The 23176-nt window shown below is 64.4% G+C and carries 22 protein-coding genes; 10 read left to right on the top strand and 12 right to left on the bottom strand.

All coding sequences use genetic code 11. The features are described from left to right. Nucleotides 1-201: 201 nt before the first annotated feature. Both IF809_RS18495 and IF809_RS18490 read left to right on the top strand, forming a co-directional pair. Complete coding sequence (locus tag IF809_RS18495) at nt 202-1164, top strand: acetyl-CoA carboxylase carboxyltransferase subunit alpha (protein WP_128963574.1); 963 nt, start codon at nt 202-204, stop codon at nt 1162-1164. Nucleotides 1165-1582: 418 nt separating this feature from the next. Then, the gene (locus IF809_RS18490) at nt 1583-3121 is read left to right on the top strand and encodes a L,D-transpeptidase family protein (RefSeq protein WP_462838143.1); all 1539 of its coding nucleotides are present in this window, start codon (nt 1583-1585) and stop codon (nt 3119-3121) included. 97 nt (nt 3122-3218) lie between these two features. Here IF809_RS18490 and IF809_RS18485 read toward each other — a convergent pair whose 3' ends face one another. From IF809_RS18485 to IF809_RS18455, 7 genes are all read right to left on the bottom strand, one after another. Next, a complete protein-coding gene (locus IF809_RS18485; RefSeq protein WP_453981497.1) occupies nt 3219-3914 on the bottom strand; it encodes an ABC transporter ATP-binding protein in 696 nt (231 codons plus the stop codon). Continuing rightward, the gene (locus IF809_RS18480; RefSeq protein ID WP_462838142.1) at nt 3907-4641 is read right to left on the bottom strand and encodes an ABC transporter ATP-binding protein; all 735 of its coding nucleotides are present in this window, start codon (nt 4639-4641) and stop codon (nt 3907-3909) included. Before IF809_RS18480 ends, IF809_RS18485 begins: the two co-directional genes overlap by 8 nt. Beyond that, nucleotides 4628-5725: a branched-chain amino acid ABC transporter permease gene (locus tag IF809_RS18475; RefSeq protein WP_462838141.1), complete on the bottom strand. Its 1098-nt coding sequence runs from the start codon at nt 5723-5725 to the stop codon at nt 4628-4630. Before IF809_RS18475 ends, IF809_RS18480 begins: the two co-directional genes overlap by 14 nt. A 6-nt stretch (nt 5726-5731) precedes the next feature. Next, a complete protein-coding gene (locus tag IF809_RS18470; RefSeq protein WP_462838140.1) occupies nt 5732-6946 on the bottom strand; it encodes a substrate-binding protein in 1215 nt (404 codons plus the stop codon). Nucleotides 6947-6950: 4 nt separating this feature from the next. Then, entirely contained in the window at nt 6951-7808 is an 858-nt protein-coding gene (locus tag IF809_RS18465; RefSeq protein WP_462838139.1) for a branched-chain amino acid ABC transporter permease, read from the bottom strand. Nucleotides 7809-7845: 37 nt separating this feature from the next. Then, a complete protein-coding gene (locus tag IF809_RS18460; protein ID WP_453981494.1) occupies nt 7846-9360 on the bottom strand; it encodes an amidase in 1515 nt (504 codons plus the stop codon). 162 nt (nt 9361-9522) lie between these two features. Next, the gene (locus IF809_RS18455) at nt 9523-10707 is read right to left on the bottom strand and encodes a substrate-binding domain-containing protein (RefSeq protein WP_462838138.1); all 1185 of its coding nucleotides are present in this window, start codon (nt 10705-10707) and stop codon (nt 9523-9525) included. Between the two features lie 179 nt (nt 10708-10886). Between IF809_RS18455 and IF809_RS18450 the strand changes: the two genes are divergently transcribed. Beyond that, the gene (locus tag IF809_RS18450) at nt 10887-11321 is read left to right on the top strand and encodes a MarR family winged helix-turn-helix transcriptional regulator (RefSeq protein WP_092293089.1); all 435 of its coding nucleotides are present in this window, start codon (nt 10887-10889) and stop codon (nt 11319-11321) included. A gap of 214 nt (nt 11322-11535) precedes the next feature. Here IF809_RS18450 and secA read toward each other — a convergent pair whose 3' ends face one another. Further along, entirely contained in the window at nt 11536-14376 is a 2841-nt protein-coding gene (gene secA, locus IF809_RS18445) for a preprotein translocase subunit SecA (protein ID WP_462838137.1), read from the bottom strand. Nucleotides 14377-14730: 354 nt separating this feature from the next. Between secA and IF809_RS18440 the strand changes: the two genes are divergently transcribed. The 3 genes from IF809_RS18440 (at nt 14731) to IF809_RS18430 (ending at nt 17427) form a co-directional block, all read left to right on the top strand. Continuing rightward, nucleotides 14731-15666: a peptidylprolyl isomerase gene (locus IF809_RS18440; protein ID WP_453981492.1), complete on the top strand. Its 936-nt coding sequence runs from the start codon at nt 14731-14733 to the stop codon at nt 15664-15666. A gap of 102 nt (nt 15667-15768) precedes the next feature. Next, nucleotides 15769-17010 (top strand): bifunctional glutamate N-acetyltransferase/amino-acid acetyltransferase ArgJ, encoded by a 1242-nt coding sequence (gene argJ / locus IF809_RS18435; protein WP_462838136.1) that lies wholly within the window; start codon nt 15769-15771, stop codon nt 17008-17010. 6 nt (nt 17011-17016) lie between these two features. Then, a complete protein-coding gene (locus tag IF809_RS18430; protein WP_453981490.1) occupies nt 17017-17427 on the top strand; it encodes a (deoxy)nucleoside triphosphate pyrophosphohydrolase in 411 nt (136 codons plus the stop codon). 10 nt (nt 17428-17437) lie between these two features. Here IF809_RS18430 and IF809_RS18425 read toward each other — a convergent pair whose 3' ends face one another. Next, nucleotides 17438-18307, bottom strand: coding sequence for a methyltransferase domain-containing protein (locus IF809_RS18425; protein WP_462838135.1), 870 nt, complete (start codon nt 18305-18307; stop codon nt 17438-17440). 43 nt (nt 18308-18350) lie between these two features. Here IF809_RS18425 and IF809_RS18420 point away from each other — a divergent pair, with 43 nt between their 5' ends. Genes IF809_RS18420 through IF809_RS18405 form a run of 4 tightly spaced genes read left to right on the top strand, consistent with a single transcriptional unit; the run spans nt 18351 to nt 20836 of the window. Then, nucleotides 18351-19148, top strand: coding sequence for a ComF family protein (locus tag IF809_RS18420; RefSeq protein ID WP_128963560.1), 798 nt, complete (start codon nt 18351-18353; stop codon nt 19146-19148). A 46-nt stretch (nt 19149-19194) separates the two neighbouring features. Continuing rightward, on the top strand, nt 19195-19470 hold the full coding sequence (gene grxC / locus IF809_RS18415; RefSeq protein ID WP_092293492.1) for a glutaredoxin 3: 276 nt from the start codon (nt 19195-19197) through the stop codon (nt 19468-19470). After that, nucleotides 19467-20357, top strand: a complete 891-nt coding sequence (locus IF809_RS18410; RefSeq protein ID WP_462838134.1) for a carbon-nitrogen hydrolase family protein — start codon at nt 19467-19469, stop codon at nt 20355-20357. The genes grxC and IF809_RS18410 overlap by 4 nt, the downstream gene beginning before the upstream one ends. After that, a complete protein-coding gene (locus IF809_RS18405; protein WP_128963558.1) occupies nt 20354-20836 on the top strand; it encodes a DUF1178 family protein in 483 nt (160 codons plus the stop codon). Before IF809_RS18410 ends, IF809_RS18405 begins: the two co-directional genes overlap by 4 nt. Before the next feature lie 13 nt (nt 20837-20849). Here IF809_RS18405 and IF809_RS18400 read toward each other — a convergent pair whose 3' ends face one another. From IF809_RS18400 to IF809_RS18390, 3 genes are all read right to left on the bottom strand, one after another. Then, entirely contained in the window at nt 20850-21749 is a 900-nt protein-coding gene (locus IF809_RS18400) for an EamA family transporter (RefSeq protein WP_128963557.1), read from the bottom strand. A gap of 105 nt (nt 21750-21854) precedes the next feature. Then, nucleotides 21855-22628 (bottom strand): bifunctional 2-polyprenyl-6-hydroxyphenol methylase/3-demethylubiquinol 3-O-methyltransferase UbiG, encoded by a 774-nt coding sequence (ubiG, locus tag IF809_RS18395; protein ID WP_462838133.1) that lies wholly within the window; start codon nt 22626-22628, stop codon nt 21855-21857. A 14-nt stretch (nt 22629-22642) separates the two neighbouring features. Next, a complete protein-coding gene (locus tag IF809_RS18390) occupies nt 22643-23110 on the bottom strand; it encodes a PH domain-containing protein (RefSeq protein WP_462838192.1) in 468 nt (155 codons plus the stop codon). Nucleotides 23111-23176: the final 66 nt, after the last annotated feature.

Here is a 23176-nt window from a genome sequence, read left to right as displayed (position 1 = left end):
TCGCGCCGACCTCTCCCGCAAGCGGGAGAGGTGAACCAACCGCCTTGACTTCGGCCACATCTCCGCAGAAAGAGCCGAGGCCTCACGATTGATTTGGCATGCTGTTCACAGCACACAAGCCAACTCATTGAAGACGCTACACTTCTTTCCGCGACCCCAACCTCGCTTCGCTCTCTCGCCCCGTCCCCCTATATTGAAACGATGCCAGACCAGATGCGCAGCTATCTCGACTTCGAAAAGCCCGTCGCCGAGCTCGACTCCAAGGTCGACGAGCTCAGGACGTTGGCTGCCTCCGGCACCGACATCGCCGAGGAGATCGGCCGGATCGAGGACAAGGCGGCGCAGGCGCTGGCCGACCTCTATCAAAACCTGACGCCGTGGCAGAAGACGCTGGTGGCGCGGCATCCGCAGCGACCGCATTTCAACGACTTCATCAAGGGCCTGATCACCGAATTCACTCCGCTCGCCGGCGACCGCAAGTTCGGCGAGGACGAGGCGCTGGTCGCGGGCTTCGGCCGTTTCCGGGGCGAGCCGATCTGCGTGATGGGCCAGGAAAAGGGTGATTCCACCGAGAGCCGCATCAAGCACAATTTCGGCATGGCGCGGCCGGAAGGCTATCGCAAATGCGTGCGGCTGATGGAGATGGCCGAGCGGTTCGGCCTGCCCGTGCTGTCGCTCGCCGATTCCGCCGGCGCCTATCCCGGCATCGGCGCCGAGGAGCGGGGACAGGCCGAAGCCATCGCGCGCTCGACCGATGCCTGCATGGCGTTGACCGTGCCGAACGTCGCCATCATCACCGGCGAGGGCATGTCGGGCGGCGCGATCGCGATCACCACCGCCAACAAGGTCTTGATGCTGGAGCACGCGATCTACAGCGTGATCTCGCCGGAAGCCGCCTCCTCCATCCTCTGGCGCGACGGCAGCAAGGCGCAGGAAGCCGCCAATAACATGAAGATCACCGCCCAGGACATGCTCCGGTTCGGGGTGATCGACGCGATCCTGAAGGAGCCGGTCGGCGGCGCCCACCGCGACCCCGCTGCCATGATCGCCACGACAGGGGACGCCATCGCCAAGGCGTTCGACGAGCTCCGCGGCATGGACGGCGATGCCATCCGCAAGCAGCGCCGGCAGAAATTCCTCGAGATCGGCCGGAAACTGGGCTGATTCGAACGGATTCCGGTGTGTAGGGTGGGCAAAGCGAAGCGTGCCCACCAAATTCGCGTACGGAGACAAGTGGTGGGCACGGCGCAAGCGCGCCTTTGCCCACCCTGCGGCACCTCGCCGAGGCGCCCGGTAACCCCCCGTTAACCCTTTTTTTGCCCAAATCGGCGATCTCATTACCGGTTTCGCTGCAAAGTCCAAGTTCCGGCCAGTTTTAAGTCTCTGTTGACCACGCCTCTGGGCCAACGGGCTCGTGATGTCAGCTCGGGTTGCGACCCCAAGGTGCGGAGGTTAGAATTTTAATCAATGGCTTCAGGGCATAAGCGCTGGGGCGTGGACTGACAGTGCCGGGCTTTCCGGTCAGGCCATGCTCCAAGAAATCGGGGTTCGCGCTTCCGCCCGGCACGTCGTGGGGTCCATCTTGAATTCTCGTTCGCTTGCTCGCGCGCTCTTGGCTTCGGTTGCGCTTGCCGCCAGCGTTGTGCTGGCCGGCTGCGACACCGATCAGGTGTCGCTGGCGACCAACGCCAAGGCCAACCAGCCGGTCTCGCCCAAGCTCGTCGCCGCGATGGCCGAGAAGGACATGGACCTGCAATCGCCGATCCTGATCCGCCTGTTCAAGCAGGAGGCCGAGCTCGAGGTCTGGAAGCAGACCCGCAACGGCCAGTTCGCGCTGCTCAAGACCTATCCGATCTGCCGCTGGTCGGGCGACCTCGGCCCGAAGGTGCGCGAAGGCGACCGCCAGGCGCCGGAAGGATTCTACTCGATCAATCCGAGCCAGATGAATCCGCAATCGGCCTATTACCTCTCGTTCAACACCGGCTTCCCGAACGCCTTCGACAAGGCGCTGGGCCGCACCGGCTCGCAGCTGATGGTGCACGGCGATTGCTCCTCGCGCGGCTGCTACGCGATGACGGACGAGCAGATCGCGGAGATCTATTCGCTCGGCCGCGAGTCCTTCTTCGGCGGCCAGAAGGCGTTCCAGTTCCAGGCCTATCCGTTCCGGATGACGCCGGTGAACATGGCCAAGCACCGCAACAATCCGAACATGCCGTTCTGGCGGATGATCAAGGAAGGCTATGATCATTTCGAGGTGACGCGGCAGGAGCCGAAGGTCGATTTCTGCGAGAAGAAGTACGTGTTCGACGCGGCCAAGGCGCCCGACGCGAAGCGCGATCCGGTATTCGACGCCTCCGCCAAGTGCCCGGCCTATGTGATCCCTGAGGAGATCGCCAGCGCCGTGCGCGAGAAGGAGCAGCGCGACGAGGCCGAGTACAACAAGCTCGTCGCCAAGGGCACGCCGGTGGCACGCCTGAACACCGGCATCGACGGCGGCATGAACAAGATCTTCGCCTCCAAGATTCCGGAAGGCTCGACCGGCCTGTCGGAAGGCGCCGAAGGCAATACGCTGCAGATGCTGGCAATGTCGAAGGCACCCGGCACCATCCCCGGCACCGTCAATCCGCCGAAGCCGAATATCGACGCGGTCGCAGCCGCGCCGCAGGAAGAGCCGGTCGTCGCCGTCAGCACGTCCCCGAGCAACACCCGCGTCGCTTCGGCGCAGCCGGCCGAGAAGTCCGGCGGCTTCTTTTCCAACCTCGGCCACAAGATGGGCTTTGGCACCGCCGACGCGACGGCGACCACGTCGCCGCCGCAAGCAACCGCTTCGGTTGCTCCGGCCACGACGCCGGCGACCGCAGCATCGCGGCTGAAGGCCGCCGTGACGAGGTTCGTGCCGGGCCACCACGAGGCCGCCAAGGACAAGCCGGCCGTTGCCGCCAAATCCGCCGAGCCGGCCAAGCCCGCCGAGACCAAGGTCGCCGCAACGCGGCCCGCGCTGAAGCCGTCGGTGAACGAGAGTGCGGGTAATGTAACGGGTAGCGGCGTTGGCCAGCTCGCTGGCGCCGCACCTGTCGTGTCGTCGAACTCGTTCGACAACCGCTTTAGCGCTGTGAAGTAGGCGCGGGTTCGCCCTCGAAAGGCGCTCCGCGGTCCCCGCCCGCGAAGCCGGGACATGACAGTTGAGTTCTGGGCAAGAGCGGCGGCTTCGCCAAATCCTACGGCGCCAGGTACCGCATCAATTCCGGATTGCCCCTCACCTCGCCCGCTTCGCCCTGCAGCGCGACGCGGCCGCGGTCCAGCACATAGGCATAGTCGGCAACGCGGAGTGCGAGGTCGAGGTGCTGCTCGACGATGATGACGGCGATGCTCCTGGCGAGCTCGATCAGGCGCTCGGTGATCTCCTCGATCACGCCGATCCAGACGCCTTCGGTCGGCTCGTCGAGCAATAGCAGCTTCGGATCGCCGAGCATGGCGCGGCCGATGGCGAGCATCTTGCGCTCGCCGCCGGACAGCGTGCCGGCGGGCTGGTCGAGGCGCTGGCCGAGTTTTGGGAAGATCGCCAGCACGCGGTCGACCGCGGTCGCATCCTTGTTGAAGAGCGAGCCGACCGCGAGATTGTCGCGCACCGACAGGCGCGCGAACACCGAATGCTCCTGCGGCACATAGCCGATCCCGGCACGCACCCGTTCCTCGGGCCGGCGGCGGCTGATGTCGCGACCGTCGAAGCCGACCTCGCCTTTCCACGCCGGCAGTTCGCCGACGATGGTCTTCATCAGGGTGGTCTTGCCGGCGCCGTTGCGCCCGAGCACGGCGACGCCGCCGCGCCAGGGGATGCCGAGGCTGACGTCGAACAGAACCTGGCTGCGGCCATAGCCGGCGTCGAGATGCTTGATGTCCAAAAATTCAGGCACGGCGCAGATAGATCTCCTGGACGGACGGGTTGGCCTGGATCTCCGACACGGTGCCTGAGGCCAGCACCCTGCCCTGGTCGAGCACGGTCAATCGGTCGCAGATGTCACGGATGAAATCGAGGTCGTGCTCGACGATGACCAGCGAGCAATGTTTCTTGATCGGCTGGAGCAGTTCGCCGGTGACACGGCGCTCCTCCAGGCTCATCCCGCCGGTGGGCTCGTCGAGCAGCAGGAGCTTCGGCTTGCCCGCGAGCGCCATCGCGATCTCCAGCCATTGCTGCTGGCCGTGCGAGAGCGCGGCCGCCGCTTCGAAAGCGCGGTCGGCGAGCCGGAATTGCGTCAACATGGTCATGACCTGGTCGTGCAGCGCGCCGCGCGTGCGCGAGAACACGAGATCGAGCAGCGAGGACTGCGCCTGCAGCGCCAGCAGGATGTTGTCGTAGAGCGTCAGCGAGGGCAGCACCGATGTGATCTGGAATTTCAGGCTCATGCCGGCTCGCGCCCGCTCGGTCGGCGTGAACGCGGTGATGTCGGCGTTGACGAAGCTCACCTTGCCCTGCGTCGGCACCTCGGCGCCGGCGATGCATTTCATCAGCGTGCTCTTGCCCGAGCCGTTCGGGCCGATCAGTCCGTGAAACTCGTTCTCCCCGACGGTGAGCGCTGCGCCATCGAGCGCGGTGAGCTTGCCGAAAATCTTCGAGACGCCCGCGGCCTCAAGGAGCGGCATTTTGCTTCCCCTTGATCTTGGCACCGAAGCTGCCGACCCGCTCGCGCTCGCCGAGCACGAAGCTGATCAGACCGAGCGGCCGGAACAGGATCACCAGCAGCAGCAACACGCCCAAAATAATTGGCCAGATGTCGCGGTAATTGTCCGACAGCCAGAAGCTGACGCCCTCGACGATGACGGTGCCGATGACGGCGCCGATCAGCGTGCCGGAGCCGCCGAACAGCACGTAGAGCACGACCTGCGTCGAGACCACGACGCCGACCATGTTGGGCCAGACAAAGCCTTCGTGGAAGGCATAGAGGCTGCCGGCAAGGCCGGCGATGGCGCCGCCGATCGCGAAGATAATCGCCTTCAAATGCTGCGCCTTGTAGCCGAAGAAGGCGATGCGCTGCTCGTTCTCGCGCAGGCCTGCGAGCGCAAGGCCGAACTGCGAGCGCACCAGGAAACGGCAGAGCAGATAGACCACGACGAGGATGCCGAGCACGAGATAATAGAACGCCGGCCCCTCCGAGAATTCATAACCACCTGATGTCATCGGCGCGATCGAGGGAATGCCGTTCTGGCCGCCGAGATAATACCAGCCGCGCGCCAGGCGGTCGGCGGCGTAGGAGCCGGTGAGCGTGCCCAGCGAGACGAAGATCACGCTGGAGGGATGCCGGCCCAGCAGCAGGAAGCCGCCGAGCAGCAGTGCGAAGGTCAGGCCGATCAGCGTGCCCGCAGGCAGTACCAGGAAGATGTTGGTGATGTCCAAGTCGCGGGCGAGCAGCGCGACGCCATAACCGGCCGAGCCGAAAAACAGCGCCTGGCCAAAGCTCATGATGCCGGCATAGCCCCAGACCAGGTCGAACGACAGCGCGAACAGCGCAAGGATGATCACGCGCGTTGCGAACACCGTGAGATAGTCCTGCAGCACCAGCGGGGCGAGCAGCGCCGCGACGAGCACCACGCCCTCCACGATGGGCAGGACTTTTCGTCTTGCCTTGACCTGTTGTCTGGCCTGTCCCGCTGCCACGCGTTCAGCCATCGCGTCGTCCGCTTCGTCGCCAGCGATGGCCTCTCTTAGCACACTCATCGACTTCGGCATTCCGCCTCAGCATTCCTTGGGGTCGACCAGACCCTCGCTGCGGGCGACGATCTCGTAATTCCCGCCCTTGGCGACCGCGGTGTACATCTTCATCTTGCAGTGGCGCTTGCCGGGCACCATCTCGGCCGGCCCGCCCGGGCCTTCGGCGATCTTGGCATGATCGAGCGCAGCGGCGACCGATTCACGATCGATCTTGCCGGCTTCCTTGACGGCGGCTTCCCACAACCTGAGGCCGCGATAAGTGCCGGTCGCGGCACTACCGGCGGCAAACAGGAAGTTGCCCGGAAAATCCTTCTCGTAAGCCGCCTGGATCTTCGCGTCGAACGGGTTCTCCTTGGTCAGCACCTTGAAATAATCGAGGCAACTGGCGAGCCCTTCGATCTCATTCGCCTGATTGATGTTGAGCGTGTTCTCGTCATAGTAGACGCAGGCCAGCCGCCCGCCATTCTTGAGGAAGCCCGCTTCATAGAGCTGCTTGAAGAACGGACCGACGCCGGGCGGGATGACGGTGTTGAAGACGACGTCGACCTTGTTGGAGATGATGCGGTTGACTGTCGCGGAGAAGTCGATCTGGTCGAGCGGATAGTACTCTTCGAACACGACCTCGCCGCCGTTGGCCTCGATCACCTTGCGGGCATAGACGTTGAGCGTGTGCGGCCAGACATAATTCGCGCTCGGCAGCGCGAACTTCTTGCCACCGTTCTTGATCAGCCAGGGGATGAACTCGTCGCATTGCTGCGCCGGCGTCGGCCCGGTGCAGAACAGGTAAGGCGTGCACTCCTTGCCTTCGTAGAGCTGCGGATAGATGTAGAGCGTCTTGCCGCGCGCCACGATCGGGTCCTTGATCGCATTGCGCATCGAAGAGTTGATGCCGCCCAGCACCATGTCGACCTTGTCGCGCTGGATCAGCTTGCGCACGTTGCCGACCGCCACCGATTCGTTCGACGCGGTGTCCTCGATGTAGAGCTCAAGCGGACGGCCGAGCAGGCCGCCCGAGGCATTGACCTCCTTGATCACCATCTTGGCGACATTGGCGTCGGCATTGCCTGCATAGGCGATCGGGCCGGTGAGGTCGGTCGCGACGCCGACCTTGATCGGAGCTTCGGCAGCGTTGGCCCAGGGCGCGGGAATCACCCAGCTGCCTACCCCGGTTGCGACCGCGCCGGACGCGAAGGCGAAATTGGACAGGAAGCGGCGGCGCGAGAGCTGACCATCAAACATATGACTAAACCCCTTTTCCAGCGATGAGGCCCTGCGGCCGGAACTTGATGAAGGCAATGGCAAGGACGAAGACGAGGACATCGGCGACCACAGGCGCCATGATCCAGGGCAGCGCGGCGCTGAGCGTGCCGATCACTCCGGCGCCGGCGACAGGGCCGATGAAGGAGCCGACGCCACCGACCATGACGGCGACGAAACCCTGGATCAGGAAGCGGATGCCGAGATCGGCATAGAGGCTGAACACGGGCACGATCAGCGCGCCGGCAAGGCCGGCGAGCGCCGAGCCGAACGCGAAAGTGGCGCCGTACATCAGAGGCGTGGAAATGCCCGAGGCCCGCGCCAGCGACGGATTTTCCAGCGTGGCGCGCATCCGCAAGCCGAAGCTGGTGCGCGACAGCAAGAGATAGCAGCCCGCCATGACCAGGAGCGTGATGACGATGATGGTGAAGCGCCACGCCGAGATGTGCATGGTGCCGATGTCGATCGAGCCGCCGATCGGCTCGGGCACGGTGAGATAGAAGCCGCCGATCAGCCCGCGCACGGATTCGCGGATGATCAGGCCGAGCGCGTAAGTGCCGAGCATGGCCACGATCGGCGCGGTGTAGAAGCGGCGGATGATCAGCGCCTCCAGCACGAAGCCGAGCCCGCCGACCAGGAAGGGCGCGGCGACCATGCCGGCCCAAATCGGCAGGCCCTTGGCGTAGGCGAGATAGGTGATGTAGGCCCCGAGCAGGACGAACTCGCCCTGCGCGAAGTTGAAGATGCCCATCATGCTGGCGATGATCCCGAGCCCCAGCACGATCAGGACGATGATCGCGCCGAAGCTCAGGATTTCGAAGGCCGCGACGAACGCGTTAGCCATACGATGCTGTCCCGTCCGCCTGCATTGCGTCTCCCCCTCACATCTTCTTCCAGTCGCCGATCTGCTCGAAGGCATGCGCGGCGCGGTAGATGGTGGATTCCTCGAACATGCGACCGACCAGCATCAAGCCGGCCGGCAGGCCGTCGATCATGCCGCAGGGCAGCGACATCGCGGGATGATGGGTGATGTCGAACGGCGCCGTGTTGGAGATCATCTCCAGCGCGCGTGCGACATACTCCTCGCGGCTGGCGGTCGGCTCCGGCAGCCTCGTCGCCTTCATGGGCGTCGTCGGCAGCAGGAGGAGGTCGTAATCGCCGAGCGCCTTGTCGTAGGCGGCCGTGAGCCGCCGCGAGATGTTCAACGCCTTGCCGTAGAAGCGCGGACCAAAGTTGTTGTTGATGTAGGTGCCGAGCATCATGAACAATTTGGTGGTCTCGGACAGCGAATCGGCCTGGCGGCGCCAGCCACGATGGAAATCCATCAGCGACGTCGAATAGAGATCGCCGCGGGAAAGGCCGTAGCCGTCGCCGAACATCATGGTCTGGGTCAGACCTTCTGTGCCGATCGGAGTCCAGATCGCACCGCCCAGCAGATGCATCGGGACCGATACCGTCTCGACGCTGGCGCCGAGATCCTTGAATCGCTTCGCCGCTTCGCGGACGCTCTCGTTCACCGCAGCCTCTGCGCCCGGCTGCTCGAAACCTTCCTTGAGGATGCCGATCTTCATGCCTTTGACGCCCTGGCCGAGCGCCTTGGTATATTCCTCGACCTTGGGTGCCTTGATGCGGGGATCGTAGCCATCGTCGCCCGCGAGCACTTCGAGCAGCAGCGCGTTGTCGGCAACCGTCGCCGTCATCGGGCCGGTATGATCGACATAGATCTCGATCGGCATGATCCCGGTATAGGGCACGAGGCCCCAGGTCGGCTTCATGCCGTAGATGCCGCAGAACGAGGACGGCATGCGAATCGAGCCGCCCTGGTCGCCGCCGATCGCCATATCGACCTCGCCGAGCGCGACGACGACCCCGGAGCCCGAAGACGAGCCGCCGGCCGAGTAGCCCATCTTGTGTGGATTGTGCACCGGACCATAGGAGCCGGTGTGGCTGCCTCCGGAGAGGCAGAAGTGCTCGCAATGGGTTTTGCCGACGATCTCGGCGCCGGCATCCAGCATGCGCGTGACGATGGTCGCGTCGAAATCGGGCACGTAGCCTTCCAGCGTCGACGAACCGTTCGTCATGGGCACGCCGGCCAGCATGATGTTGTCCTTCAGCGCGACGGTCTTGCCCTTGAGCTTGCCGCTCGCCGCGCCCTTCACCGTGGATTTGCGGTACCAGGCGTTGCGCGGATTCTCTTCCGGCGACGGCCGATGGCCCGGCGTGCGCGGATATTTCACCTCCGGCACCTCGTCCGGCATCGCGGCCACCAGATTGTAGGCCTCGATCGAGCCCTGCATCAGGCCGCGGAACGAGGCGACATCGTCGTCGGTCAGCGAAAGGCCGCACTGCGCGGCGACGCTGCGAAGCTGGGCTGGCGTGGGAAGGGCAACTGTCACGGCGCTCTCCTGAAGTTTCTTGAAGCGAGTCCTTGGAAAGTTTGGGCGGGGCCGCCCCGGCACGACGCGCGCACCACCGGCCTCGCACATACATTCAAAACGGAAATATTTTCCTTTTCAAGTATTATTTTGCAAAGGCGCGTCCGCAGGCGGCTTCGCGGATCAGATCGGCTTGATCAGTTTGAAATCGAGACCGTCGGCTTCAGCGAGATGCATCGGCATCCGCGCGTGCCCATTGCGGACGGTGACCGGTCCGCGCGCGCCGCTGTAGACGATATTGCGGCCGGCTGCGAGCATCGGCGCCATCGCCAATGTGCGAGCCTTGTTGGCCACCGCTTCGAGAAAGCGCAGGCCTTCGTATGCGGATTGGCCGACCGAGCCGATCGGCGGCGCATTCGGGCCGAACATCGCGCGGTAGCGGCTCTGGAAGTCGTCATTGGCGCGCGCGCCTGTGCCGGTGAAATAGCCGGAGGCGCAGAACAGGTTCTCGCTGTTGTCGGCGCCGATGCCGAGCAGCACGGTGTCGTCCATGGCCCCCGCCAGCCGCAGCGTGGTGGCGCCGAGGCCGCATTCGCCGAAGGCGCGGTTGAAGGTGCTGCTGTCGGTGCCGATCAACGAGATCAGCACCACGTCGGGCCGCGCGGCGCGGATGCGCGCCAGATGCGGCTCGTGATTGTCCTCGCCGAGAGGAACGAACTCCTCGCCGACGACGTAACCGCCGGTCTCCCTGATGTAGTCCTTCACGGCGCGATGCGATTGCCAGGGCCAGACGTAGTCGCTGCCGATCAGGTACCAGCGCTGCGCCTTCTTGACGTCGGCAAGCCAATGGATCGACGGCCGGCTCTGCCAGCGCGGCGTCTCGCCGATCGCCATCACGCCCGGCGTGCGCTCGCCGCCTTCATAGACCGGCGTGTAGATATAGGGGATGCGATGCCGCGTGGTGACGTCGCGCAAGCCGACACGGACCGCGCTGGTGTGCAGGCCCAGGATCACATCGACCTCGTCGAACGCGATGGCCTGCTCGGCGCGATTCAGCACCTCGTCGAGCGGCCCGCCGGCATCGTAGATCGACAGTTCGAGCTCGCGGCCGAGAATGCCGCCGCGCTTGTTGATCTCGGCGACCGCGAGCTGCGCGCTGTTGGTAGCGCAGGGCCCCCAAACGCCAGGCGAGCCGGTGCAGCAGATGAAGCCGCCGACGCGCAGCTTGTTGGCGCCTCGCCGTTTGAACAGGGCATGATCGCTCGGCAATAGCGCGCCGTCAGCCGCCAATGACGACAGATTCCTGAACAGCAGGGACGGCGGCAACACCGGACCGCCGTGAGCCGGGAAATTTACCGTCGTGCGCACGCCAACTCCTGTCTGGCACCAGACCTGAAAGCACGTTGAGCAGGCGGCCCCGGCATCCGCCCTTTTGTTGGGCAATGATCCTATTTTGAAAATATTGAATATTCAACAATTGAAGTGCATATAGATGCAGCATTGATTGCAAGACATTCACTCATTCGGGTCAAGACGAAGTCTTAGCCGTGGCAAAATCGAACGCTCCCATCACCGAACACCTCGCCTACCTGCTCGCGCAAGCCAACCGGGAGATCAACCGGCAGTTGGAGCTGCGCCTGAGCAAGGAGGGCGTTCCAGTCGAGCAATGGCGCATCCTGAAAGTGCTGTCGGACGGCGACGGCCATTCGATGGGCGAGCTTGCGGACGCAGTGCTGCTCAACCATCCGACGCTGACCAAGATGATCGATCGCATGGTCTCCGACGCGCTGGTCTATCGCGTGCAAGACCCCAACGACCGCCGCAAGGTGCTGATGTTCATCTCCGACCGCGGCAAGGTGCTGTCCAAGAAGCTCAACTCGCTCGCAGTGGACCAGGAAGAGCACATCCTGGAGAGCTACGGCGACAAGTCGACAAGCGAATTGAAGCGGCTGCTGGAGAGCTTGATCGACAGCTCGAATTGAGGCGCGGGCGCGCAGCGGTTGCGAAAATCGCGCACCCCACGCTCAGCTGTCATCGCCCGATTTAATCGGGCGATCCAGTATTCCAGAGGCTGAGGTGATTGAGCCGAGAAGCCGCGGCGTATTTGGTCGCCCGGTCCTGGGGCGCAATTGCGCACTGGTCGGGCGACGACGGTGGAGAGTGAAGGCGCCAACGTCACGCCTCACCTTTCACGCCTTAAGCGTACCGCCCGTGGCAGTGCTTGAACTTCTTGCCTGAGCCGCACGGGCAGTCCTCGTTGCGGCCGACCTTGCCCCAGCTTGCCGGGTTCTTCGGGTCGCGCAGCGCGGCGTCGGTGTGCTGCGGAGCCAGCGTGACGCTGGCGAGGGCCATTTCGTCTTCGCCGGTGTTCGGATCGAACTTGTGCGCTTCCATCTGCGGCAGGACGGGAGCTTCCTGCTCCGGCGGGACGATCTCGACCCGCATCAGCTGCGCAGTGACCGCTTCGCGCAAGTGCGCGCTCATCTCCTGGAAGAGGTTGAAGGCCTCGGTCTTGTACTCCTGCAAGGGATCGCGCTGGCCGTAGCCGCGCAGGCCGATGACCTGGCGCAGATGATCGAGCATGATCAGGTGCTCGCGCCAGAGATGGTCGAGCGTCTGGAGCAGGATGGTCTTCTCGACGTAGCGCATCACGTCGGGGCCCCATTGCGCGACCTTGGCCGCCATGTGCTCGTCGGCCTTGGTCTCGATGCGCTTGAGGAGCTCCTCGTCGGCGATGCCCTCTTCCTTGGCCCAGTCGTCGACCGGCAGGTCCAGATCGAGCACGCGCCTCAGTTCGTCCTTCAGGCCGGCTGTGTCCCACTGCTCGGCATAGGCATGCTCGGGCACGTGCTTGGCGACGAGATCGTCGATGAAGGCGTGGCGCATGTCGGTGACGGTCTCCGCCACGCTGTCGTCCTTCATCAGGTCGACGCGCTGGTCGAAGATCACCTTGCGCTGGTCGTTCTGGACGTTGTCGAACTTCAAGAGGTTCTTGCGGATGTCGAAGTTGCGGGCCTCGACCTTCTGCTGCGCCTTCTCCAGTGCCTTGTTGATCCAGGGATGGATGATCGCCTCGCCCTCTTGCAGGCCGAGACGCTGCAGCATGCTGTCGAGGCGATCCGAGCCGAAGATGCGCATCAGATCGTCTTCCAGCGAAAGGAAGAATTTCGAGCGGCCGGGGTCGCCCTGACGGCCGGACCGGCCGCGCAGCTGGTTGTCGATGCGGCGGGATTCATGCCGCTCGGAGCCGATGATGTAGAGGCCGCCGGGCTTCTTCACGGTCTTGGCCGGCTTCGAACCCTTCGCCGGCTCGACCTCGACGGTCTCTTCCGCCTTCAGCACGAGATCGCGGAAGTGCGCGATGTCGGCCTTGATCTGCTCGACCTTTTTCGCCTTCTCGGCCTCGTCCTCGATGCCTGCGGTCTCCTGCTGGAGGCGCATTTCCAGCGAGCCGCCGAGCTTGATGTCGGTACCACGGCCGGCCATGTTGGTCGCGATCGTGATCGCGCCGGGCACGCCGGCCTCCGCCACGATATAGGCTTCCTGCTCGTGGAAGCGCGCATTCAGCACTGCGAACAGCTTTGCCGGCTTGCCGGCGCGGGCCGCGGCATAGAGCTTGTCGAGCGCGTTCTCCTTGCCGAAATCGATCTGCTTGTAGCCGTTCTGCTTCAGGAATTCGGCCAGCACTTCCGACTTCTCGATCGAGGCGGTACCGACCAGCACCGGCTGGAGCCGCGCGTTCGCGCGCTCGATCTCGGCGAGGATCGCCTGGTATTTTTCCTTTTGCGTCCGGTAGACCTCGTCGTCCTCGTCGAGGCGCGCGATCGACAGATTGGTCGGGATCTCCACGACCTCGAGCTTGTAGATATCGAACAGTTCGTCCGCTTCGGTCGCGGCCGTGCCGGTCATGCCCGCCAGCTTCTCGTACATGCGGAAATAGTTCTGGAAGGTGATCGAGGCCAGCGTCTGGTTCTCGGGCTGGACCTGGACGTGCTCCTTGGCTTCCAGTGCCTGATGCAGACCTTCCGAATAGCGGCGGCCCGGCATCATGCGTCCGGTGAACTCGTCGATGATGACGACCTCGTTGTCGCGGACGATGTAGTCCTTGTCGCGGGTGAACAGCGTGTGGGCGCGCAGCGCCTGGTTGATGTGGTGCACGACGGAGACGTTCTCGACGTCGTAGAGCGACTCTCCCTTGAGCTGGCCGGCGTCGCGCAGCAAGGTCTCGATCTTCTCCATGCCGCCTTCGGTCAGCGTCACGGTGCGCTGCTTCTCGTCGACCTCGTAATCGGTCTTGTCGAGCTTGGGCAGGAAGCTGTCGATGGTGTTGTAGAAGTCCGAGCGATCGTCGAGCGGGCCGGAGATGATCAGCGGCGTGCGCGCTTCGTCGATCAGGATGGAGTCGACCTCGTCGACGATGGCGAAGAAGTGCGGCCGCTGGACCATGTCCTCGAGCCGGTACTTCATGTTGTCGCGCAGATAATCGAAGCCGTATTCGTTGTTGGTGCCGTAGGTGATGTCGCAGGCATAGGCCGCCTTGCGCTCGGCGTCGTCGAGGCCGTGGACGATCACGCCCGTGGTCATGCCGAGGAAGCCGTAGATCTGGCCCATCCAGCCGGAGTCGCGGCGGGCGAGATAGTCGTTGACCGTGACGACGTGGACGCCCTTGCCGGCGAGCGCATTGAGGTAGACCGCGAGCGTTGCGACCAGCGTCTTGCCCTCGCCGGTCTTCATCTCGGCGATGTCGCCCTCATGAAGCACCATGCCGCCGATCAGCTGGACGTCGAAATGGCGCTGGCCGAGCGTGCGCTTGGCCGCCTCGCGCACGGTGGCGAAGGCGGGCACGAGCAGGTCATCCAGCGTCTTGCCTTCGGCAAGCTGCTTCTTGAACTCGGCGGTGCGGGCCTTGAGCGCCTCGTCGGAGAGTTTGGCGAGCTCGGGCTCCAGCGCGTTGATCGCGTTGATGCGGGACTGGTATCCCTTCACCCGCCGGTCGTTGGCGGAGCCGAAAAACTTGCGGGCGAGCGCGCCGATCATGCCTAGTTCCTGTGTTCGCGATTTAACCGCGTTGGCCTAAGAAAGTTGTCACCCTCGGGCCTATCAACTCACCGTGACGCCTTCCGGCGCCAGAGCCCGGACTTTCGGGGCTCATCCGCCATATGGGTGGGAAGTGGGCTAGTCTGGGTTCAACGGCCAAAAACGCAGCAAAATAAACGCCATCGCCATGGTCGCGACCGCGCAGAGATATGGCCCGGTCAGGGCCTTGTCAACGGCGGGCATATTGCAGCTAATTCATCATTTTGACAGACTTTTCGCGTTGCCAAGGCCCCCTGAATTGGGCGAGTGTCCGCCCCGCTCAAGCAGCCCCCCGCTTCAACATAAGGATTTTCCATGACCACCTCGTTCCCGGTAACCACCGGCCAGCGTTTTCGCCATGCGTCCGCCCTGGCTGGCTCCCTGGCCCTGGCGCTGTGCCTGGCGTTCGCGGGCCCGCTCCGGGCGGCCGACGATCCCGTTCTGGCCAAGGTCAATGGCGCTGAAATCAAGAAGAGCGACGTCACCATGGCCGAGGAGGAGCTCGGACCGAGCCTCGCCCAGATGGATCCGGCGACCAAGGACGAGAACGTCCTGTCGTTCCTGATCGACATGAAGATCGTGGCCAAGGCCGCCGAGGACAAGAAGGTCGCCGACAGCGACGAGTTCAAGAAGCGGATGGCGTTCGCCCGCAACCGCCTGCTGATGGACAGCCTGCTCGCCAACGAGGGCAAGGCCGCCACGACCCCCGATGCGATGAAGAAGGTCTATGAGGAGGCCTCCAAGCAGATCACCGGCGAGCAGGAAGTGCGCGCCCGCCACATCCTGGTCGAGACCGAGGACGAGGCCAAGGCGGTGAAGGCCGAGCTCGACAAGGGCGCCGATTTCGCCGAACTCGCCAAGAAGAAGTCCAAGGATCCGGGCTCCGCCGATGGCGGCGACCTCGGCTTCTTCACCAAGGAACAGATGGTGCCGGAATTCTCGGCGGTCGCGTTCGCGCTGGAGCCGGGCAAGATCTCCGACCCCGTGAAGTCGCAGTTCGGCTGGCACGTCATCAAGGTCGAGGAAAAGCGCAATCGCAAGGCGCCCGACTTCGAGCAGGTCAAGCCCCAGATCGAGCAGTACGTCACCCGCAAGGCCCAGGCCGACTACGTCGCCAAGCTCCGCGCGGATGCCAAGGTCGAGCGGATGGACCAGGCCGACGCGTCCAAGGACGCCAAGCCGGCCGACGCGACCAAGCCTGCCGATGCCAAGCCGGCCGACAGCAAGATGGCGCCTCCCGCCAAGAAGTAAGAATTTGCTGTCACTTCGCTGACGCCAAGAGTATCTAAGCATCGCAATGGCCGGGCATCGCCCGGCCATCTGCATATCCAGACCTCACCAAGGCACCCCGCGATGTCCTCAGCCGTCTCCCCGCTCGCTCCGAAGAACGTTCCTGATATGCCCGTGATCGCGGGCGTCCGTCTCGCGACGGCCGAAGCCGGCATCCGCTACAAGAACCGCACCGACGTGCTGCTGGCGATCATGGACAAGGGCACCGCCGTCGCCGGCGTCTTCACCAAGTCGAAGTGTCCGTCCGCGCCGGTCGAATGGTGCCGCGCCAAGCTGAAGGGCGGCAAGGCCCGCGCGCTGGTCGTCAATTCCGGCAATGCCAATGCCTTCACAGGCAAGACCGGCCGTGCCTCGACCGCGCTGACCGCGAAGATCGCGGCCAAGGCGGTCGGCTGCAGCGAAAGCGAGATTTTCTTGGCTTCGACCGGGGTGATCGGCGAGCCGCTGGACGCGACCAAGTTCGACGGTGTGCTGGAAAGACTCGCCGTATCAGCGGAAGCAGGCGATTACCTTGCGGCCGCCAAGGCGATCATGACCACCGACACATTCCCGAAGGTCGCGACCGCGACCGTGAAGCTCGGCAAGGCCAAGGTCACCATCAACGGCATGGCCAAGGGCGCCGGCATGATCGCGCCCGACATGGCGACGATGCTGTCCTTCATCTTCACGGACGCGCCGATCGCGCCCGCTGCGCTCCAGGCGTTGCTCAAGGCCGGCGTCGAGGACACCTTCAACGCGGTCACGATCGACGGCGACACCTCGACCTCGGACACGCTGCTGGCCTTCGCGACGGGTGCGGCCGCCGCGCACGGTGCGCCCAAGATCAGCCGTGCCAGCGATCCGCGCCTGAAGGCCTTCGTGAAAGCTTTCAACCAGATCCTCGCCAATCTCTCCGAGCAGGTCGCCCGCGACGGCGAAGGCGCACGCAAGCTGGTCGAGATCACCGTCGAGGGCGCCAAGACCAAGGCCTCCGCCCGCAAAATCGCCATGTCGATCGCCAACTCACCGCTGGTGAAGACCGCAATCGCCGGCGAGGACGCCAATTGGGGCCGCGTGGTGATGGCGGTTGGCAAGGCCGGCGAGCCGGCCGATCGCGACAAGCTGTCGATCTCCTTCAACGGCATCCGCGTCGCCAAGAGCGGCGCGCGCGATCCATCCTATGACGAAGCCCAGGTGTCGGAAGCGATGAAGGCGCCGGAGATCGCGATTAAGGTCTCGCTCGGCCTCGGCAAGGGCCGCGACCGCGTGCTGACCTGCGACCTCACCAAGGAATATGTCGCGATCAACGGTGATTACCGGTCTTAAGGGATCATGGCGGATCTCAAGCTCACACTGGTGGTGGCCTGTGCGCTCGTCGACGCCGACAAGCGCGTCCTGATCGCGCAGCGCCCGGAGGGCAAGACGCTCGCCGGCCTCTGGGAGTTTCCCGGCGGCAAGTGTGAGCCCGGCGAGCGGCCGGAGCAGAGCCTGATCCGCGAGCTGCACGAAGAACTCGGCATCACCGTCGCCGAGCCCTGCCTCGCGCCGCTGACCTTCGCAAGCTACGGCTACGAAACCTTTCATCTGCTGATGCCGCTTTACATCTGCCGGCGCTGGGAAGGGCTGGTCACGGCCCGCGAAGGCCAGAGCCTCGCCTGGGTCCGGGCCAACAAGCTGCGCGACTATCCGATGCCGCCCGCGGACATTCCGCTGATCCCGCACTTGATCGATTTGCTGATTTGACGAGCCGGGCTTACTTCTCCCCCACCTTCTTCACTGCCTCCGCAAGGCTCGCTTTCGCCGAACCCGGTTTCAGCGGCTGCTGCTGGCTTGCGTGCGGCGCCCAGCCGGACAGCCAGATGATGTCGAAGGTGGCGCGGATACGGCCGTCGGCATCGGCAAAACGCTCGGCATAGATTTCGGCCATGCGCAGCAGCGTCGCGCGACGGCTTAGGCTGCGGCGACGCTCGATCAGCACATTGGCCGCGCCCATGCGGCGGAGATCCTGCATCAGGGCGAACGCATTGTCGTAACGCACCACGACGCGATCGACGTCGGTGACCGGAAGCGCGAAGCCCGCCCGCTGCAACAAGGCGCCGATGTCGCGCAAATCGGCGAACGGCGCGACGCGAGGCGACACGCCACCCTCGCATTCGGATTCCGCCGCCGCAAAAGCCTGGCGCAGCTCGGTCAGGCTGTCGCCGCCGATCATCGCGGCCAGCAGCAGTCCGTCCGGTTTCAGCGCACGGCGAACCTGCGCGAGCACACCGGGGAGATCGTTGACGAATTGCAGCGCCAGCGCCGAGACGACGAGATCGACGCTCTCAGGCGCGAACGGCAATTTCTCCGAGCCTGCAGCGTCGAGCGGGATCCGCTGAATGGACGGCAGCCGTGTGCGCAGAGCTGCGAGCCCCTCGCCTGGCGTCCAGAGATCGGCCGGCGTGTGAAACTCCCGCATCACCGCGGCCAACCGGTCGGACATGTCCTCGGCGACCCGGTCGAGCAGGAATGTCACCTCGCCCAGTGCCCGCGCGCGCTGCTGCCGTGCATGCAGCAAGGCACGATCGAACAAGGCGGGCGGGGTCTTCGGGGTCTGAGCCATGCCGCTGGTTACGCCGATCATGACGGTTCTGGCAATCCGCCGTGTGCGGCGCTAGCCTCTCCCCATGGAAGTCGAAGCAACTCCCACCCGTTCCATCGCGGCACCGTTGCGTGCCGCCTGGATGGCTGGCCGTTACGTGCTCGGGCGTGCGGCGCGGCTTGCACTCGACATCGCCCTGCCCACCTTGTGCGTGTCCTGCCGTGAGCCGGTCGATGGCGAAGGCGTGTGCGCGGCGTGCTGGGCAAAATTGTCGTTCATCGAGCGCCCCTATTGCCCGCGGCTCGGCATCCCCTTCGTCTATGATCCCGGCCCCGACATGCTGTCGATGGAGGCGATCGCCAGCCCGCCGGCTTACCAGCGGGCCCGCGCGGCGGTGCGCTATGACGACGTCGCGCGCACGCTGGTGCATGCGCTGAAATACCAGGACCGCACCGATCTCGCGCCCCCCATGGGCCGCTGGATGGCGCGCGCGGGCGGCGAGCTGCTCGCGGACGCCGACATGCTGGTACCGGTGCCCCTGCATTGGCGCCGGGCCTGGCGCCGCCGTTACAACCAATCAGGTGCGCTGGCGCAGATCATCGCGCGGCAGAGCGGGGTCAAGGTGCAAGCAGAGGTGCTGCGCCGGGTGCGCGCCACGGAGCAGCAGATCGGCCTGTCGCGGGCGCAGCGCGCCACCAACGTACAGGGCGCATTCCAGGTATCCCCCGACCGTCAGGCCGAGGTCCAGGGCCGGCGCATCATCCTGGTCGACGACGTCCTGACATCAGGTGCGACCCTGGACGCCTGCGCGCGCGCTCTGCTGCGCGCCAAGGCAGCCCAGGTCGACGTGCTGGTCTTTGCCCGGGTTGTCGAGACCAGGTAAACTCCCATATAATTCAACGAATTCATACATGAGAGCGCTGGACGCCATGACCGCTGCTGTCGAAATCTATACCAGGCCCGGATGCGGCTATTGTTCCGCTGCCAGGTCGCTTCTGACCCGCAAGAAGGCGACCTTCACGGAATTCGACGTCGCCAAGAACCCGTCCTGGCGCGAGGAGATGTACGACCGCGCCGGCCAGGGCTCGACCTTCCCGCAGATCTGGATCGGCGGAACCCATATCGGCGGCTGTGACGACCTCTATGCGCTCGACCGCGAAGGCAAGCTCGACGGCATGCTCGAAAGCGTCAAGGCGGTGTCATGAGCCAGGATCAAGCTCAAGACAGGACCTTTACCGCCGCCATGGTGCAGATGCGCACCGGCCTATTGCCCGAGCCGAGCCTCGCGCAGGCAACCCGGCTGATCCGGGAGGCAGCAGCCAAGGGCGCCGACTACGTGCAGACCCCCGAGGTCAGCAACATGATGCAGCTGAACCGCAAGGCGCTGTTCGAGCATCTGCAGAGCGAAGAGGACGACGCGTCCCTGAAAGCGTATCGCGCGCTCGCAGCGGAGCTGAAGATCCACATCCATGTCGGCTCGCTGGCGCTGCGCTTCTCGCCGGAGAAGGCGGTCAACCGCTCCTTCCTGATCGGGCCCGAGGGCCAAGTGCTCGCGAGCTACGACAAGATCCACATGTTCGACATCGAGCTGCCGGACGGCGAGAGCTATCGCGAATCCGCCAATTACCAGCCGGGCGAGACCGCAGTGATCTCCGACCTGCCCTGGGGTCGCGTTGGCCTGACGATCTGCTACGACGTGCGCTTCCCTGCGCTCTACCGCGCGCTGGCCGAGAGCGGCGCATCCTTCATCACTGTGCCGTCCGCCTTCACCCGCAAGACCGGCGAGGCGCACTGGCATATCCTGCTGCGCGCGCGTGCGATCGAAACGGGATGCTTCATCTTCGCAGCTGCCCAGGCAGGCACCCACGAGAACAAGCGCGAGACCTATGGCCACTCGCTGATCATCGATCCCTGGGGCGAGATTCTCGCCGAGGGCGATGTCGAGCCCGGTATCATCATGGCCAAGATCGACCCGGCGAAGGTCGAGACCGCGCGCCGCGCAATCCCCTCGCTCCAGCACGGCCGCCGCTTCGGTGTCTCCGATCCCAAGGCGTGGCCGGATCATCTGCACCTGGTGCGGGGATCGGCATGATCCGCTACGCGCTCCATTGCGACCGCGACCATCAGTTCGAGAGCTGGTTCCAGAGCTCGTCGGCCTATGAGTCGCAGGTCAAGCGCAAGCTCGTGACCTGCCCGATCTGCGGCTCGGCCAAGGTCGAGAAGGCGATCATGGCGCCGCGCATCGTCGCCAAAAAGGGCCGCGGTCGCGCAACACCGCCGCCGGAGCCGGTGACAACCGCCGCGCCGGAGGCTGCACCGTCAGGAGCAACGTCGCTGATGATGGCGCAGGAGCGCGAGCTGCGCGCCAAGCTGAAAGAGCTGCGCGACCATATCGTCAAGAACGCCGACAATGTCGGCGAACGCTTCGCGAACGAAGCCCGTGCCATGCATTACGGCGACAAGGAGCACCGCCCGATCTACGGCGAGGCCTCGCCTGACGAGGCCAAGTCGCTGATCGAAGAGGGTATCGAGGTTTCGCCGCTTCCGACGTTGCCGGAAGACAGGAACTGACGCGTAGAGCGCGTCAGAAACCCACCAGCAGCGCCACGCCGACCACGATCAGCACGATGCCAAATATCTCGCGCGGCGCGATCGGCTGCTTGAACGAGTAATACGCCACGCCTTGCGCGAACAGCACCTCGATCAGCGCGAGCGTACGAACATTGGCCGCCGCGGTCAGCGCAAACGCCAGAAACCAGAACTGTGAGGAGAAGGCGCCCATGAAGCCGGCGAACAGCGACGGCTTCCACAGGCCAAGGATCGCCTGGAGCACTTTCGGGGCCCGCCAGAGCAGATAGATCGACAAGATAGCCGTCTGCACGAACAGGCCCAGCACCAGTGTGAACGAGGCTGCCGTTACGAAGGACACGTTCGGCACGTTGATGATGGCGCCGCGGAATCCGACCGCGGACAGCGCGAACGCTGCGGCCGCAACAAGCCCCAGGATGGTCGGCTTCAGCTCCGCGAAGCTCTTCTCGCCGCCGGGCCGCAGCGCGGTGATGACGACGCCGACGGTGGCGATCACGATCGCCAGCACCTTCAGCCACGTCAGGTGATCGCCGAGGAAGACAAAGCCGAAGATCGCGGTCTGGATCGCCTCGGTCTTGAGATAGGCCGTCGTCACCACGAAGGAGTGGTCGTTCATCGCGAGCAGCATCAGGCCCGTCCCGACGATCTGGCTGAGCGCGCCCAGCAGCAGCCACGGCCAGAACACCGAGGGCGGCATGCCGATATGGTCGCCCGTTGCGACCAGCACGGCACCCAGGAACAGCAGTGAGAACGGGAAGCCGAACAGGAAGCGGATATTGGTCGCACCCCAGGTCCCCAGCGGCTTCGTGAGCGACCGCTGCATCGCATTGCGCGCGACCTGGCCGAGCGCGGCAATGATAGTGAAGGGAATCCAGAGGCTGGTGACGGTGAGCATGGGGATGGGGCTGTAACGGAAGTGATGGTGCAACCTGCCGACGCCACGGCAGCAGGTCAATCACGCTCACGTCATAGGAGCGATGCTCTTGCTAAAACTCGGGCCTCACACCATCCCCTCCGCCACCACCATGTAGTTCACGTCCATGTCGGACGAGAGCGTCCATTTGTCGGCGAAGGGCGAGTAGACGACGCCGGTTTGCTCGGTGATGACGAGACGGTTGTCGAGGAGATGCTTGGTCAGCTCGTCCGGAGTGACAAACTTGTTCCATTCATGGGTACCGCGCGGCAGCCAGCGCAGGACGTATTCGGCGCCGACGATGGCGAGTGCGAAGCTCTTCCAGTTGCGGTTCAGCGTCGAGACCACCATCAGGCCGTTCGGCTTCAGCATCGAGGCACAGCGCTTCAGGAAGACGCCGACATCGACGACGTGCTCGACCACCTCCATCGCCAGCACGATATCGAAACGCTCGCGCGGGTCGATCTCCTCCACGGTGGTGCAGCGATAATCGATCGCAAGATGGCTCTTGTCGGCATGCAGCTTCGCCGCCGCGATGTTGCTGGCGGACGGGTCGACGCCGATGACCTGCGCGCCGAGCCGCGACAGCGGCTCGCACAGCAGGCCGGCGCCGCAGCCGATGTCGAGCACGCGCAAGCCGGCCAGGCAGTTGAGGCTGCGCACATTGCGCTCGAACTTGCGGCAGGCGGCGTCACGGATATAGCCGAGCCGCAGCGGGTTGATCCGGTGCAGCGGCGCCATCTTGCCCTTGGGGTCCCACCACTCGGCCGAGAGTTTCGAGAATTTCGCGATCTCGGCGGCATCGACGGTCGAGCCCGGCGAGAGGCTGGCGGTAGCGGAAGTATCTTGCTGCATGCTCATGATTGCGCGCGGTCCTACCGCGTGGTGATCGAACTACGGAAGGCCAGTGGCGAGGCGATGGTTTTGATCGTCTCGATCCCCTCGCCGACGCCGCGAATGGTCACATCGCCGTAGTTGAGAATTCGTCCAAGAATCGTTTGATCGACGTCGACACTCTCGACCTTGTCCAGCGCCATTTCAAAGGTGCGGCGCTTGATGAAGCCGGTCTTATGCACAACCCTGAGATTGGTGACGTCGGTCTCGGTGGTGAAGCGATGGAACCAGCCCTTCAGGGTCCAGTACAGGGCAGCCAACGCCACAAGGCCGGAGCCGAACAGGCACAGGATCATGATGCTGTAAGTGTCGCTCTGGCGGGAAACGGCGAACAGAACGATGGCCACGATCCAGGCCAGAATGGCCGGAAAATAGAAAATCCAGTGCGCATTGGTCGAATACAGCACCCGCTCGCCGGGCTGCAGGATTTCGTCAATATAGCGCGCCATAACCTCTGATAACCCATTGCCCGGATTGGGCCCCCGGACCCCGCTGAGGCTGTCTCTTATACACAT

The organism is Bradyrhizobium sp. UFLA06-24, from assembly GCF_054967145.1.
Note: the sequence above shows the minus strand (reverse complement) of the source record. Positions and strands in the feature narration are given on the sequence as shown.

What these genes read in the sequence shown, in the direction of transcription:
- IF809_RS18495 (WP_128963574.1), top strand. Translation starts at nt 202, where the DNA reads ATGCCAGACCAGATGCGCAGCTATCTCGACTTCGAAAAGCCCGTCGCC.
- IF809_RS18480 (WP_462838142.1), bottom strand. Translation starts at nt 4,641, where the DNA reads ATGCCGCTCCTTGAGGCCGCGGGCGTCTCGAAGATTTTCGGCAAGCTC.
- IF809_RS18475 (WP_462838141.1), bottom strand. Translation starts at nt 5,725, where the DNA reads ATGCCGAAGTCGATGAGTGTGCTAAGAGAGGCCATCGCTGGCGACGAA.
- IF809_RS18470 (WP_462838140.1), bottom strand. Translation starts at nt 6,946, where the DNA reads ATGTTTGATGGTCAGCTCTCGCGCCGCCGCTTCCTGTCCAATTTCGCC.
- IF809_RS18465 (WP_462838139.1), bottom strand. Translation starts at nt 7,808, where the DNA reads ATGGCTAACGCGTTCGTCGCGGCCTTCGAAATCCTGAGCTTCGGCGCG.
- secA (WP_462838137.1), bottom strand. Translation starts at nt 14,376, where the DNA reads ATGATCGGCGCGCTCGCCCGCAAGTTTTTCGGCTCCGCCAACGACCGG.
- IF809_RS18440 (WP_453981492.1), top strand. Translation starts at nt 14,731, where the DNA reads ATGACCACCTCGTTCCCGGTAACCACCGGCCAGCGTTTTCGCCATGCG.
- argJ (WP_462838136.1), top strand. Translation starts at nt 15,769, where the DNA reads ATGTCCTCAGCCGTCTCCCCGCTCGCTCCGAAGAACGTTCCTGATATG.
- IF809_RS18430 (WP_453981490.1), top strand. Translation starts at nt 17,017, where the DNA reads ATGGCGGATCTCAAGCTCACACTGGTGGTGGCCTGTGCGCTCGTCGAC.
- IF809_RS18425 (WP_462838135.1), bottom strand. Translation starts at nt 18,307, where the DNA reads ATGATCGGCGTAACCAGCGGCATGGCTCAGACCCCGAAGACCCCGCCC.
- IF809_RS18420 (WP_128963560.1), top strand. Translation starts at nt 18,351, where the DNA reads ATGGAAGTCGAAGCAACTCCCACCCGTTCCATCGCGGCACCGTTGCGT.
- grxC (WP_092293492.1), top strand. Translation starts at nt 19,195, where the DNA reads ATGACCGCTGCTGTCGAAATCTATACCAGGCCCGGATGCGGCTATTGT.
- IF809_RS18410 (WP_462838134.1), top strand. Translation starts at nt 19,467, where the DNA reads ATGAGCCAGGATCAAGCTCAAGACAGGACCTTTACCGCCGCCATGGTG.
- IF809_RS18405 (WP_128963558.1), top strand. Translation starts at nt 20,354, where the DNA reads ATGATCCGCTACGCGCTCCATTGCGACCGCGACCATCAGTTCGAGAGC.
- IF809_RS18400 (WP_128963557.1), bottom strand. Translation starts at nt 21,749, where the DNA reads ATGCTCACCGTCACCAGCCTCTGGATTCCCTTCACTATCATTGCCGCG.
- ubiG (WP_462838133.1), bottom strand. Translation starts at nt 22,628, where the DNA reads ATGAGCATGCAGCAAGATACTTCCGCTACCGCCAGCCTCTCGCCGGGC.
- IF809_RS18390 (WP_462838192.1), bottom strand. Translation starts at nt 23,110, where the DNA reads ATGGCGCGCTATATTGACGAAATCCTGCAGCCCGGCGAGCGGGTGCTG.